At 60.5% G+C, this 13,446-nt stretch carries 14 protein-coding genes and 2 pseudogenes; 12 read left to right on the top strand and 4 right to left on the bottom strand.

The genetic code is table 11. From position 1 onward, the window contains the following. The 3 genes and pseudogenes from NUU27_RS16690 to NUU27_RS16700 all read left to right on the top strand — a co-directional run. A partial coding sequence (locus NUU27_RS16690; protein ID WP_257763278.1) for a type II toxin-antitoxin system HipA family toxin occupies positions 1–574 on the top strand: 574 nt, incomplete at its 5' end. Positions 575–715: 141 nt separating this feature from the next. After that, positions 716–841: pseudogene (locus tag NUU27_RS16695) on the top strand (DUF91 domain-containing protein); the annotation flags it as partial. A 20-nt stretch (positions 842–861) separates the two neighbouring features. Continuing rightward, positions 862–1,095, top strand: coding sequence for a hypothetical protein (locus NUU27_RS16700; protein ID WP_257763279.1), 234 nt, complete (start codon positions 862–864; stop codon positions 1,093–1,095). A 136-nt stretch (positions 1,096–1,231) separates the two neighbouring features. Here NUU27_RS16700 and NUU27_RS16705 read toward each other — a convergent pair whose 3' ends face one another. Beyond that, on the bottom strand, positions 1,232–1,735 hold the full coding sequence (locus NUU27_RS16705; protein WP_257763280.1) for an Lrp/AsnC family transcriptional regulator: 504 nt from the start codon (positions 1,733–1,735) through the stop codon (positions 1,232–1,234). Between the two features lie 107 nt (positions 1,736–1,842). Between NUU27_RS16705 and NUU27_RS16710 the strand changes: the two genes are divergently transcribed. Both NUU27_RS16710 and NUU27_RS16715 read left to right on the top strand, forming a co-directional pair. After that, positions 1,843–2,739, top strand: a complete 897-nt coding sequence (locus NUU27_RS16710; RefSeq protein WP_257763281.1) for a DMT family transporter — start codon at positions 1,843–1,845, stop codon at positions 2,737–2,739. A gap of 266 nt (positions 2,740–3,005) precedes the next feature. After that, a complete protein-coding gene (locus NUU27_RS16715; protein WP_257763282.1) occupies positions 3,006–3,848 on the top strand; it encodes a tetratricopeptide repeat protein in 843 nt (280 codons plus the stop codon). Between the two features lie 326 nt (positions 3,849–4,174). On the opposite strand, the gene NUU27_RS16720 is transcribed toward NUU27_RS16715, so the two are convergent. Both NUU27_RS16720 and NUU27_RS16725 read right to left on the bottom strand, forming a co-directional pair. Further along, on the bottom strand, positions 4,175–4,810 hold the full coding sequence (locus NUU27_RS16720) for a short chain dehydrogenase (protein WP_257763283.1): 636 nt from the start codon (positions 4,808–4,810) through the stop codon (positions 4,175–4,177). Then, a complete protein-coding gene (locus NUU27_RS16725; protein WP_257763284.1) occupies positions 4,807–5,955 on the bottom strand; it encodes an aldo/keto reductase in 1,149 nt (382 codons plus the stop codon). Before NUU27_RS16725 ends, NUU27_RS16720 begins: the two co-directional genes overlap by 4 nt. A 95-nt stretch (positions 5,956–6,050) precedes the next feature. Here NUU27_RS16725 and NUU27_RS16730 point away from each other — a divergent pair, with 95 nt between their 5' ends. Continuing rightward, positions 6,051–6,953 carry a LysR family transcriptional regulator gene (locus NUU27_RS16730; RefSeq protein ID WP_257763285.1) on the top strand — a complete coding sequence of 301 codons (903 nt, stop codon included), beginning with the start codon at positions 6,051–6,053 and terminating at the stop codon, positions 6,951–6,953. Between the two features lie 311 nt (positions 6,954–7,264). Here NUU27_RS16730 and NUU27_RS16735 read toward each other — a convergent pair whose 3' ends face one another. Continuing rightward, positions 7,265–7,831 carry a TetR/AcrR family transcriptional regulator gene (locus NUU27_RS16735; protein WP_257763286.1) on the bottom strand — a complete coding sequence of 189 codons (567 nt, stop codon included), beginning with the start codon at positions 7,829–7,831 and terminating at the stop codon, positions 7,265–7,267. 106 nt (positions 7,832–7,937) lie between these two features. On the opposite strand from NUU27_RS16735, the gene NUU27_RS16740 reads away from it, so the two are divergent. The 6 genes and pseudogenes from NUU27_RS16740 (at position 7,938) to NUU27_RS16765 (ending at position 13,411) form a co-directional block, all read left to right on the top strand. After that, positions 7,938–8,303 carry a VOC family protein gene (locus NUU27_RS16740; protein WP_257763288.1) on the top strand — a complete coding sequence of 122 codons (366 nt, stop codon included), beginning with the start codon at positions 7,938–7,940 and terminating at the stop codon, positions 8,301–8,303. A 2-nt stretch (positions 8,304–8,305) separates the two neighbouring features. Beyond that, entirely contained in the window at positions 8,306–8,536 is a 231-nt protein-coding gene (locus NUU27_RS16745; protein WP_257763289.1) for a DUF2798 domain-containing protein, read from the top strand. Positions 8,537–8,654: 118 nt separating this feature from the next. Beyond that, positions 8,655–8,768, top strand: a pseudogene (locus NUU27_RS16750) (IS5/IS1182 family transposase); the annotation flags it as partial. A gap of 185 nt (positions 8,769–8,953) precedes the next feature. Next, positions 8,954–11,035: a polysaccharide biosynthesis tyrosine autokinase gene (locus NUU27_RS16755; RefSeq protein ID WP_257763290.1), complete on the top strand. Its 2,082-nt coding sequence runs from the start codon at positions 8,954–8,956 to the stop codon at positions 11,033–11,035. 176 nt (positions 11,036–11,211) lie between these two features. Further along, on the top strand, positions 11,212–11,691 hold the full coding sequence (locus tag NUU27_RS16760) for a transcription termination/antitermination protein NusG (RefSeq protein WP_257763291.1): 480 nt from the start codon (positions 11,212–11,214) through the stop codon (positions 11,689–11,691). A gap of 136 nt (positions 11,692–11,827) precedes the next feature. Beyond that, positions 11,828–13,411, top strand: a complete 1,584-nt coding sequence (locus tag NUU27_RS16765; RefSeq protein ID WP_257763292.1) for a hypothetical protein — start codon at positions 11,828–11,830, stop codon at positions 13,409–13,411. Positions 13,412–13,446 lie beyond the last annotated feature (35 nt).

The raw sequence follows: 13,446 nt of genomic DNA on the forward strand, positions 1-13,446 counted from the left end.
AGGACTCGGCAATCTGACCGGCAAGGCATACGCCATCCAGCGCTTCGACCGTACGCCGGACGGCCCGGTCCATATCGAGGACTTCGCGCAGGTCTACGGCGTCTATCCGGAGAACAAGTACAAGAGCGCGAGTTCGCGTAACATCGCCACCGTGCTCGGCGCCGAAGGCTCGGACGCCGATATTGCGGAATTCACACGCCGGCTCGTGTTCAATACGCTGATCGGGAACGCCGATCTGCACCTGAAAAACTGGTCGCTGATCTACCGCGACCGCCGCACGGCATCACTCTCACCGGCATATGATTTCGTATCGACGATTGCTTACATCGAGGACGACGAAGCCGCCCTCAAATATGCCCGCACACGCAAATTCGCCGGACTCGACGCCGACGAGCTCTCCTACCTCGCCGGCAAGGCGCACCTGCCGGAAACGCCGGTGCTCGACACGGCCAAAGACACCGTCGCCCGCTTCCACGAGGTATGGGCGAAAGAGAAAGCGCACCTGCCGCAGGCGGACCACGTCACCAAGACCATCGACGCGCATCTCGGCAAGCTGCCGCTGATGAAACTGTAAGGACACAATTAGAGAAGCGTCCGAATGCCGGCATTCGAAAATCTGAGTACCGCACTGTCGGAACTTAAAGCCAGGGGAGAAGATGGTTTCTAGGGTCTGATCGCGGTCGCGCTTGATACAATCACCGGCATTCCGTTCCGGCTTGCCAGCTACGTCGCGTTTCGCCGTCTGAAAAACTTCGCCTGTGTCGAGGTGAAGCCGCAGATCAGGCACATCAAAGTTTTCGTCAAAGTGGACCCCGACACAGTCCAGCTCGAATCCGGCTTCAGAAGCGGCAAGAATACTTGATGTGGAAGGCGGAGGAATATGTTCGCTATCAGAAGCTGGCGGCTCTTGCCGAATTCATGGGGCGCAAGGTTTACAGATATTCGGACGAACCGGTCGATCTCCTGATTGGCGAATTGAGATCGCTCGTCATGATCGTTGAACAGGAATTCGAGCGAGAGACACTGAAGCGTGAGATCGACGGATTGGGACTTTGTGGCGAGGGTGACAGTCCTTCCGCAGAAGCAGATGATTGAAGTCAGAAGAGCGCTGTTGGCTGCAGTCCGCCATAGCGAATCTTGATCCGAAGGCGACGCCCACAATTCAGATGTGAACGGCAGTTCTGCGGAACTTTGCCGCCATTTGATGAAGGCCCGCTTTCAGTCCATGAGCTTAGAGTTCGACCAAACGCTCTTCGACTGGTGACGACTGAACGATGGACGAGTTCGTCGCACCGAAGGGAACAATCCGGTCGATGACCGCTTCCATTTCGGCCACGTCTCGGACATGCGCCCGCGCGACGAAGCAATCTTCGCCGGACACGCGATCACAAGCGACAATCTGCGGAGTCTCTTGGATCGCCTCGATCATGTTCTTCATCTTACCTGGCAACGGCCGCGCGCGGATCAGGATCGTAAGGCCGTAACCAAGGCGGGCCGGGTCGATGCGTGCATTGTATCCGGTGATGATGCCCACATCCTCAAGACGCCGCACACGGTCAGCAACGCTCGGGGCGGAAAGACCGACCCGACGTGACAACTCCGCGCGCGGGATACGCGCGTCTGCGCACAGCTCGCGAAGAATCGCGGCGTCGATGGCGTCAATCCCAGCTTCTTCGAATCGAAGGCTATCGGCAGCTCTCTTCTTCTTTATAGAGCGTAAATCAGATATTGACATATATGATCTCCATATCTTGATCTGTTTCTACCTTGCATTATGGATGCATGATAGATCAAACCCCAGCAAAACCCGCCATCGCCAACGCCCCCGGAGCCATGTCGCTCATGTCCGAGGCCGTTCCCCCTTACGCATGGTTCGGCGTCTCCGCCGTTTTCCACTATCTCGGCCCGGCCTTCGCAGTTCTGCTCTTTCCGGTCGTTGGCGTGCTTGGCGTTGCCTGGTTCCGCATCGCTTCGGCGGCTCTTGTCTTTGCACCGATCACGAAGCCATGGAGGACATTGAAGATGTCCAGCAACCGGGAGCGAGTGCTTCTTCTGGCTCTCGGGGGCTGTCTCGCTGTGATGAACAGCTCTTTCTATCTGGCTCTCGACCGTTTGCCGATATCGCTTGTCGCCGCAATCGAATTCCTTGGCACCATCGGGATCGCGCTCTGGGGCCTTCGCACGGCTCGCAACTATCTGGCCTTGGCTTTCGCAATCATCGGCGTAGCGCTTTTGATCGACGTGCCGTCACTTCTTGCAGAAGACGGACCCGACCTCACATCCGACCTTCTCGGCCTTTTCTGTGCCGTGTTGAACGGCTCCCTTTTCGTTCTCTATATTATCCTCGGTCATAAGATTTCCGAAGGTGGCGCGTCGGGCGGTGTGGAGCGTCTCGGCGCTGCCATGACGGCGGCGTTCCTCTTCGTCATGCCAATCGGGTTCCTGCAAGCTCTCGATGCCTTCGGTGCACCCATGCTGGTCCTGGGTGGAATCGGCGTCGGAATTTGTTCGTCCGTCATACCCTATGTCTGCGACCAGCTCGCGATGGCTCGTCTGCCACGCGCCAGTTTCGCCTTCCTTCTGGCCCTTCTACCTGCAACGGCGACCGTCGTCGGCGTCATCGTCCTGCGCCAGATTCCGAGCGCGGTCGATGTGCTCGGTGTGGCGCTGGTGATGATAGGTGTGGCGGTTCACAAGCCCGCGCCGATGGCGGTTCCGAAAGACAGCGAGCTCCAATAACGGCCATTCGCTGCACTCTGAAGAATGAGCAGGGGCTCAAACCGGACATGCGGCGCTGCAGCGGATTAGCGCCTAGTTGCACACCAACCTTAACCGCTCACGGTCAATACCAGTTATTCGATAACCTAGTCGTCACCTGTCTGAAGGTGAAGAAGCAATTCTCGCGCAAGGGGTGTCGCCTCGTCTCGTGAACTCACGCAAAGGAACAGACGGCGCGTCGCCCAATCTTCCGCCAAGCGAATGATCGCAATGATCTCCAGGATCAGTTGACCGAGCAGATCGTGGGCTCTATCGAACCGAGTGTCCGTCGTGCCGAGATCGAGCGCGCACGACGTAAGCGGCCCGAAAATCTCGATGCGTATGATCTCTACCTTCGGGCCATGCCGCACGCGCATGCGAACACGCCTGTCGAGACGGACAAGGCCCTGCAACTGCTGGCACGCTCGATCGAGCTTCAGCCGGACTATGTCGCTGCGCATGGCTATGCCGCATGGTGTTACGAGCAGCGCTACCTCCGCAACGGGTTGGATCCCACAGACAGGGCAGCGGCCCTCAACCACGCCGACATTGCGTTGGGCATCAACAGCGACGACCCGCAGGCGATGAGCATCGGCGCGTTCGTCCGCGCCAACCTCACCCGGGACTACGACGCCGCCATCGAGGTGCTCGACGGGGCCCTCGCATTGAACCACAATTCGGCCTTGGCCTTCGGCTTCAGCGCTTTGGTTGGTGCCCACAGCGAGCTACACCAGCGGGCGGTGGAACATGCGCACAAGGCGTTGCGGCTGAGCCCGCTCGACGATCCGCTGAGCTACCATCCCTACTGCGCACTCGCCCTCACTCACCTGTTTGCCGGGGCCTACGCCGACGCGGCCAGATATTCCGCTCTGGCGGTCCGGGCCAATCCCGGCTTCAGTATCCCGTACGCCTATCTGGCGGCCAGCCACGTGGGCCTCGGCAACGTCGAAGCCGCGCATTCTGCGGCGCAGCGACTGATCGAGGTGGCGCCGAATTTCTCGGTCGGCGGCTACGTGCGAACTAACCTGTTTCGGCCGTACTTGATGGAGGCGCTGGCAGCGGCCTTGCAAACGGCAGGGCTTCCCGAATGAAGCCAGCCGGCGCGGACCGAACCGCACGTCAGGTGCTGCGCTGTCACAAGCCGCCGGCCCCCTCGCAAGGTCCTCTCTCGGGCGCATTCACGGCGACGCGCTCCTCAAGATCCAAGATGTGTCTACCTTCGCATCGCTCGGCATCGGCGCGCCTATCCCTGGACCGTCGCTCCGGATCAGCCGATGACGACCTCTCGCCGATCCGTTGTCCGCTTCTGCCGATCCGAACCTCGAAGGTGCCAGTCCGCTCAAGGTCGGGAAACAGTCATTGTAAGCGCTCCGCGTAAAACGGCAGGCATCTTCCTATGGGTCCTGAAACCGGACAGTCAGCAGACGGCCCCAAATCCGCTATCCGGCGTTTTGAGGCTCCTAGGCCTGGTAGGCCTCAATACTCTGCCAGTGAAATCCCCATCAATAGACCGCAAATAGCACGCGACGACTTCGGTGACCGGTACTCCTTGCCTTGTATCGCGGCCGAGTTTGTCCAGTGTCTCTGCGATCCAGCCGGGACTCACGACATTGAGGCGAATGCCACGCTCCATCTCCGTCGCTGCAGCGGCAGCGAAGGCTTCCAGACCGGCATTGGTCAACGCACCGAGCGCGGTTTGAGGGGCGGGTCCAGAAAAAGCGCCGGATGTCAGCGTGATTGAACCCCCGCCGTTGAGATGACCGGCAGCCTGGCGCACCAGTTCGACCTGGCCGAAGAGCTTTGCATCGACGGCTGCGCGGACTTCGGATAACGTCATGTTGACAAGAGGCGCCATGGGAACGTGGGCGGCGCAACTGACGACAGCGTCGATATTCAGCTGGGTCGTAAAGAGTGCCGAGAGCGATACCAAGTCGCCCAGATCCGCGCTGATCGCGCTCCTCCGTGCCACGGGGATCACCTCGTGGTGGCTTTTGAGAGCGCAACAGAGGGTGCTGCCAATCGTACCCGTCGCGCCAATGACGAGGACCCTCAACGCGCGTCTCCCGCATCCGGAATTCGTGGGCGGAGTCGAAACGAGGCGGGATCGTGTTGTGCTAGCCTTGGGGACTGGATCGGCTCGATCTTCACGTCGCCAAACATGACGTTTCGTGTCATCGGCCGGGCCAGAAACTCATGCGGGAAGCCGAGGTCGATCGCGCTTGCCTCATCCAGGCGGGCCCGCTGATCATCGGTCAATTTCACGTCAAGGGCACCAAGGTTATCTTCGAGCTGCGTCAAGGTCCGCACGCCCATGATCGGAGCCGTGACCGTCGGATTTAAAAGCGTCCAGGCGAGCGCGATCTGTGACGGAGATTTGCCGGCTTCGGTGGCAACCGCCTTGACCACGTCCGCGATAGCCAAACCCCGCTCGCTGAGAGCGCCGTTGGCGACGGCAACATTCTTGCGCGTGCCGACAGCGGAAGCACTGCCGCTGCCGATTTCGAGGTCAGCTTTGCTGTATTTGCCGGTCAAGACACCACTGGCAAGTGGCGACCACGGGATCACGCCAAGCCCCATCTCACGCGCCATGGGAATAAGATCACGCTCCACTGTGCGCTCGATGAGGCTGTATTCGATCTGCAGGGCGATGAGCGGAGCCCAGCCGCGCAGGTCGGCAATCGTTTGCATGCGCGAGACCTGCCAGGCCGGTGTGTCGGATATACCGACATAGACAACCTTGCCCGCACTGACGAGATCGTCCATGGCACGCAAAATCTCTTCCACCGGCGTCGTGAAATCCCATGCGTGAAGGTAGAGAAGGTCGATATAGTCGGCCTTCATCCGTTCCAGACTCGCCTCGACGGAACGCACCATGCTCTTGCGGTGGTTGCCGCCGGAATTGGGGTCGCCCGGTCGGGAGGACAGGGTATATTTGGTGGCGATCACCAGATTGTCGCGCTTTTCTCTCGCAAATTCGCCGATGAAGCGTTCCGACGTGCCGTTTGTGTACTGGTTGGCCGTGTCGATGAAATTGCCGCCACGGTCGACATAGGCGTCGAAGATGCGGCGCGCCTCGTGCTCGTTGGAACCCCAGCCCCAGTCGGTTCCGAAGGTCATTGTGCCGAGTGCAAGGGGGGAAATCCGCAGGCCGGAGCGGCCGAGAAGGCGGTAGGTGTCCAGGGAAAGGGATGTGGTCATGGTCATCTCCGGTCATTGAGACCGGCAAGATGCCACATCGAATTAATTTGATAATGTGCTATAATTTTTATTAGCTATGAAGAAATGGATATAGAATGCGCGGTAGTGACTTCGCCGAATTGAGAGCCTTCGCTGCCGTGGTCGAGCATGGTGGCTTCGCCCGTGCAGCTCCTCATCTTGGTATGTCTCCCTCGGCCCTGAGCCAGGTTATTCGGCGGCTGGAAGAAAGGCTCGGAGTGAGGCTGCTCCACCGAACGACCCGCAGCGTTGCGCCGAGCGAAGCCGGGGAGCGCTTTCTCGGCCGCCTCCTTCCCGTGTTCGCGGATCTCGACGCAGCCGTTGCGGATGTTCGCAACCTGCGTGATATGCCTTCGGGTCTGCTGCGGATCAACACAACCCGCATGGCCGCGATGCATTATCTCGCACCGATGATCGGACCGTTCCTGAACGCCTATCCCGAGATAACGTTCGACATTGTCGTCGACGACAAGCTGGTCGACATCGTGGCAACCCGTTTCGACGCCGGTATCCGGCTCGGGGAGAAGGTCGAAAGGGATATGATCGCCGTCAGGATCGGCGGCGAACTGAGGCAGGTGGCGGTGGCAGCACCTTCCTATATTGAGCGTTTCGGCGCACCCACCACGCCGCACGATCTGCGGCACCATCGCTGCATCAACTTCCGTTGGCCCACCGACTTCAGTCTCTATCGCTGGGAGTTCGAGCGCGACGGCGAGGAATTGGAGGTGGCCGTTGACGGCCCCCTTGTTGTCAATGAGCCGGAAATGGTGACATCTGCTGTCCTTGATGGTGTGGGTATCGCCTATCTCTTCACGCATCAGGTCGAACCGCTAATTGCAACCGGAAGGTTGATGCATTTGCTAAAGGAATGGTCCCCGGCGTTCCCCGGCTTCTATCTGTACTACCCAAGCCGCAGGCAGATGGCGCCCGCGTTGCGCGCCTTCCTTGATTTTATTGGAACGAAACCCACTGGCCATTAACTTTCGTCAAGCTTTAGGCGCGGCAGGCGCAAGCTGATCGGTGGCTGTGGGCTTCGTTCGTGGTGACCTGTCGCCAGAACCCGACCGTTAGCAGACGGCCCCAAAAAGCAAGTTGAAGCCTTGCGCCAATGCGATCAAGCCGGTTGAAGTACATGCGGGAACCGAACCAACCCACAGAAATATTTTGTTGGTATTTCTGTGGGTTTCGATCCCCGCCGGTTTAGAAACAACCAGGGTCAGGACCCATAAATGGAATGAGGCGAGGATGTTGGCTCCGAGGCCGGTCCTGACTATGCCTCAAGCCTCCGAGATTATTCCGCCGATACTGCCGATCCGAGAATCGCGGCCACCAGGGCCGGCATTTCCTCCGACAAATAGGGCTTCGGCGTCATGAGGCGGCGATAGAAGATCGCCCCGCTCAACGCTAAAGCGGCCGTTTCTGCGTCAAAATCCACCGGCAATTCCCCCGCTGCGACTGCGTCGCGCAGCAGCGCAACCAGCGTCTCACGCCGGTGTGCGCTGTACTCGTGCAGAAAGTGCGCGACTTCGGCATGGTGTTTTGCAGCCTCGATCAGCCCTGGCATGCAAGCGGCGAAGGGCGAGGCAGTGAGCGCCTCGGCGAGGTGGCAAAGCAACATTGTCACCCGCTGCCGGATATCGCCATCGACAGGACCGGGCTTCGGCTGAACGTTCAGCGTCTCAAGCGCATCCGCAATGAGCGACAGCTTTGTCGGCCAATGGCGATAGAGCGTGCTCTTGGACACTCCCGCCTTGCTGGCCACCGCCTCCATGTTGAATGCTGCGTAGCCGCGCTCACCAAGCAGCGCGATGGCCGCGCCGAGAACCTCGCGCCGGGTGCGCTCGATCCGTTTGTCCATGTCTGGCCTCCAAATGACCCACTTATAGAACGCTTGCGTTTCATTTCATGATATGAGACGGTACCGTACTATAAATGCATTGTGGCACAATCCCAAGGAGGAACAGATGGTATCCGTTCGCTACATCGTCTCTGACGTCGCAGCATGCGTCGACTTCTATCACGCGCGGCTCGGCTTCAAGGTGGAGATGCATCCAGGCCCCGGTTTCGCGGCCCTGTCTCGCGGGAATTTGCACCTTTTTCTCAACGCGCCCGGGGCGGGGAGTGCCGGCAAGGCCGGAGGGTCGCCCGAGCCGGGCGGCTGGAACCGGTTTCAGATCGAGACTGACGATCTGGATGGGCTGATCAGCAGGCTGAGCGAAGACGGCGCTGTATTTCGCGGCGAGATCGCCACCGGACGGGGTGGCCGGCAGATTCTTCTAGAAGACCCGTCCGGCAATGTAGTCGAACTCTTCGAACCGGCCGGATCATGATCATGACCCGTAAAATTCCGCGCCGTTTTGCGGGGCTGTTCATGGGCCTTCTGATGGCGCTGTCGATGGGGCTGATCATGTCCCTCGTGGTGACGACGATCAATCTCGGTCTGCACGGTGATTTCTTCGTGAAGTGGATGACCGCATACGCCGGAAGCCTACCGATCGGCTTGCCGACAGCTCTACTCGTCACGCCAGTCGTCAAATCGATCGTAGACAGGATGACCGAATAAACTTTCGCGCACGCCGCGCTCTTTACACCGGGTTCGCGCGACACTCCTCGCGGACTTCGACTGGCCTAGCTTCCATTTGATGCGACTTTATGGCCAAACAATACAGGAGAACCTCGCTATGTCCGACCAATTTTGGCTCACCGGGGCTCAGCTGACCCGTATTGCTTGCTATTTCCCGAAGTCGCGCGGCATTCCGCGCGTGGACGATCGTCGCGTCGTCAGCGGGATAATCCCTGGGGTTGTTAGAGGGTGGATCAGCACCGCCAGCACGCATTAGTTGCCGATCCCCCGATTTGGCTACGCCTAATACCAGCGGGGCGGCCCGATACGCCTAAATGGCACGTAGCTTGGTTCCTGTCGCAGGCGCTACGATTTTTTTTTGACGATCATCTCCAGCCACGCCGCCCGGGAAAGCACATGCCGCTTGATGACTTTACAACAGGGCAGGAACCGAAACTTCTCGATCCGAGAGAGATATACGATTTCATCATCCGCAGGTGGAAGTTGATCGCAAGCGCCGCCCTATTGAGCTGCGGATTATTCGTTGCCATTTCTTACACTGTGACCCCGGCTTACCGGGCGAGTGCGCGGATACTGTTTGCCGATCCGGTCGATTTCATCCCTGTCGAATCCCCCGGTTCTCAACTGGGCGATGCGTCCGCCTATGTGGAAAGCCAGATCGCCGTGTTGAGCTCCACGTCGATCCTGCAGAAGGTGGTGGATGCCGAGGGATTGGCCGACGACCGCGAGTTCGGCGCGTTTGCCGTGGAATGGCTGCGTGAGGCGCTCACGGTTTCACGCGTCGGGCTTTCCAACGTCGTCGAGGTCTCGGTGACGAGCACCGATGCGCAAAGCGCCATGTCGCTGACGAACGCCATCGCAGAGACCTATGTAAGCGATCGTATCGATTCACGCTACGAGGGCGCCAACGAAGCCTCCAACTGGCTGCGCGAACGAGCCGAGCTGCTGCGGGCCGAACTCAGCCGGTCGGAGGATGCGGTCGAGAAATTCCGCACCGCACACAATCTGCTGGTCACCAGCGAAGGCAGCCTCACCGAACAGCAGCTTTCGCAGATGAATGTGGCGGTGATCAACGCGCGTGCGGACTTGGCGGCGAAACGGTCAAAATATCAGCAGGCCCAGAAAATCGCGCAGCAAGGGGGCGATCTGCAGACAATACCAGACGTGCTGCAATCGGATGTCGTCAGCGCGCTGCGCGCCCAGCATGCCGTCGTCACGCGCCGCAAGGCCGATCTTCTGTCGAAATATGGCGACCGGCATCCCGCGATACAGACCGCAGAAGCCGAGCGCCGCGATATCGAGACGCAGATCGAGGCCGAGATCGGCCGGCTCATCGGCAATCTGCGCAACGAGGTGGAGGCGGCCGAGGCGCACCAGACTGCGCTTGCCTCGGCGCTGGCCTCGGTGTCCAGCCAGTCCGAGGTCGAAGGCCATATCGGCGTGGAACTGCGCGATCTGGAACGGATCGCCGCTGCCAACAAGCAGTTGTACGAAACCTTCCTGTCGCGCGCCAAGATCGCGCAGGAACGGGCAACCCTTCTCAACAGTGGCATTCGCGTCATCACCCATGCTTCGCTGCCGCGGGCGCCCAGCTTCCCGGACAAGCCGCTCTTTGGGGCGGTGGGCCTGGTCTTCGGCCTCTTCGTCGGCGGCGCGGCCGCCTTTCTCCAAGAGCTTTTCAGGTCCGGCTTCGTCGCCAGGCAGCAGGTGGAGGAGACGCTGGCCGTTCCGGTGATCGCCTCGATGCCGCGCATGGCGGCCTGGCCACGCAGCGCCAACGCCCAGCCGATCGCCTATCTCGCGCAGAAGCCCATGTCGCGCTTCAGCGAGGAGGTGCGAAGGCTTCGTTTGCTCGTGAACATCGTCGCCGATCCGCACGCGCCGCCGCGCATCCTGCTGGTGACATCGGCGGTCGTCGGCGAGGGAAAGACGACGCTGGCCCTCAGCCTCGCGCATTCGGCCGCCGCCGACGGCAACCGCGTGCTGCTGATCGACGCGGATCTGCGACGCTCCACCGCCACGGCCTGTTTCGACCTGTCCCGTGAGGTTGGGCTGGTCGACCTGTTGACGGTGCCGATCGAACTGGAAAGCGCGATCCATCCGGTCGAGCGCTCCAATATCCACCTGCTGCCCTCGGGCGCGGCAACGCAGAACCCGCCGGCCCTGCTGTCGTCGAGCCGCATGCGATCCACGCTGGAGGCATTGCGAAACCAATACGACCTCCTCGTCATCGATGCGCCGCCTGTTGGGCCGGTCAGCGACGCCGCCATCCTGGCGACGTATGCCGACAAGGTGATCTTCGCGGTTCGGTGGCGGCACACCGCGCGTGAGGCCGTTGCCGAAGGGATCCGGCATCTGAGCGACAGGTCGAAGATCGCTGGGATCGTGCTGACGATGGTCGATGAGCCGAAGCTGCCGAAATACGGGCGCTACGCGTCGATCGGAAGCAGCGTGTCCGGCGACTACTACAGCAACTGAGGATGCTTTCGAGCGACGAGAAAAGAAGTGCGGAACGGTAAAGGTCTCATCGGGTCCACCCGGTGAAAAGCATTTGGGCAAGCGGGGCGACAATGCCAATCAGAGGCAATGCAGAGGCGACAAGTCCGGTCGTTCGGGCAAAGGGTCCAGGCGGAGAGGCGGCACGCTGGTATGTCGTGCATTCCCTTCCGCACACCGAGAACCTTGCCGAACAGAACCTGCGGCAACAAGGCTTCGCCACCTACCTGCCGCGGCGCCAGCGCACCGTGCGGCACGCTCGCAGAATCAGAATTGTCTCCAGCGCCTATTTCGAGGCCTATTTCTTCGTCTCCTTCGATATCGGCAAGCGAAGCTGGTACCCGATCAACTCGACCGTTGGAGTACGCAATCTCGTCACCACCGGCAGCGCGCCCGTCCCGGTTCCGCAGGGCATCGTGGAGGCCTTGATGTCGGCCACGGACGAGCAGGGAATCCTGCATCCCTTGGATCTGTTGCAGCCGGGCGGGACGGTGCGCGTGGTCGATGGCGTGTTTGCAGGCCAACTGGGACGGCTCGACAGCGTCGGAACGTCAGGCGCCGTGCGCATCCTCCTCGACATAATGAACAGGGCGGTGTCGGTCAAAATCGACCGACAAAATATTATCGTCGTTTCATAAAGTAATACTCTTATATTTATTCCTTTAATCCACGAAATGAAGGTGAATTACTTTCTATTTCACCTTGATTGCGGAGCATGCGGATATTTCACAGATCGACAGGAAGTCCTGAAGAGATCAATCCGAAAGAAACCGGATGAACCATTTCGCTGAACTGGCGCTGAAAGCTTCGACCGACCAGGCCGTCCTTCGCGCCGCTGCATTGACCGACGCACCCCTCGCCAACGAGGGCGCACAGACGATGCGGCCGCTGCAGGTGGCGGCAGCCCTTGCTGGCGCGCTTGATGCGGCGGGTGTGCGATATGGCGTGCTTCACGGCATCGTCGGCCTTGCCCAAGGGCTTGCCGGGCATGACGATATCGATCTCTTCGTGGACCGGCGGGACTATGCCGCCTTCTGCGCGGTCGTCGGATCATTGCATGGGCTGCGCGGCACGAGCCTGTCGTGCTACGACAATGTCTGCGCGGGCAGAGAGGACTGGTTTTTGCCCGATTTTGCCGAAGGCCGTTATCTGCATGTAGACCTGCATGTCGGCGTGCGCGTCGGCTGGGAATTTCGCAAGCGCTACCTGACACTCGACCAGGTCCCCGCCGCCCGGTGGGAAAGGCTCGCACTGGGCAAGACGAATCTTCCGGTCGCTCGCGCTGAAGACGAGATGCGCAACGCTGTCAGCCGCCTCGCATTCGGCTCCTGGCTGCCACCATGGAGGCGCTGGATCACACTCCGGGGCCACCATGACGCGCTTTGGACACGGTTGCCGAACAATACCGAAGAGCATGTCGTCACGTTCCCTGGCGCCGGGATGGAAGCGGTGGATTGCAGGGTCAGGCTGGAGGATGGACGGTTGCTGATCCGCCGCGCCGATCTCGGCAGATTACGGCAGGCGATCCGGAAAGGAAGCGGTTTTGCAGGACTGGGAATCGCCGATCCCGGTGTGCACCTGACACGCAAGGTCTGCTATCGCACGTTAAGGCTGCTGGAGCGCATCCGATCCGGAAGCGTTCCACCCAAAAGGCGGCCGATCGGTGGCGGACTTGTCATCGCCATCGTGGGTCCCGACGGCGTCGGCAAGTCCACGCAGGCCGAACGGCTGGCGCAGGTGTTCCGGTGGAAATTCGGGTGCATGAACGTCTATGCGGGAACAGGCGACGGCCACGGCTGGTGGTTTCGCAAGCTGCTCGGGCGGCTGCTTCTGCGCCGCCGGGCACAGCTGAAGTCGGCTATACGAAACGGGGACGGCAAGACGGACGGACGCGGCTGGCTTGCCGACATCCTGGCCGTTGGGCTGGGGATGTGGGGAATTCTGATTGCCCTTGAACGCCATGCCATGGTGAAGCGTGCGCATCGCTGGGCCGCGCGCGGCTTTATCGTCATCAGCGACCGCTGGCCGCAAGCTCTGCAACGGGGGATTCTGGATGGACCGATGATCCCGCCCGGCCCCTACCGGCTTCCCGGTCCGGCAGCTCTCGCCCGACGGGAGCAGGCGTTGTACCGACAAATGCACGCGATGCGCCCGCATCTCACCGTCCACCTCATTGCCCCGCACTCCGTTTCCCAACAGCGAAAACCCGGCGAGATCGGCAAGGAAGCGTTTGATGCACGGCTCTCACTGATGGCGCGGTTGCGCGAGCAGAACCAGGACATCCAGATCGTCGATGCCGGTGCAAGTGTCGAGGCGGTCAGCCACGAGCTTTTCAGGCGGATCTGGCACTCGTTGTAGAGTCTGCCGGGGCTCAAGCTTGGGCGGTTGCAAAC

This window comes from Nitratireductor sp. ZSWI3 (assembly GCF_024655565.1).
GTDB lineage: Bacteria > Pseudomonadota > Alphaproteobacteria > Rhizobiales > Rhizobiaceae > Nitratireductor.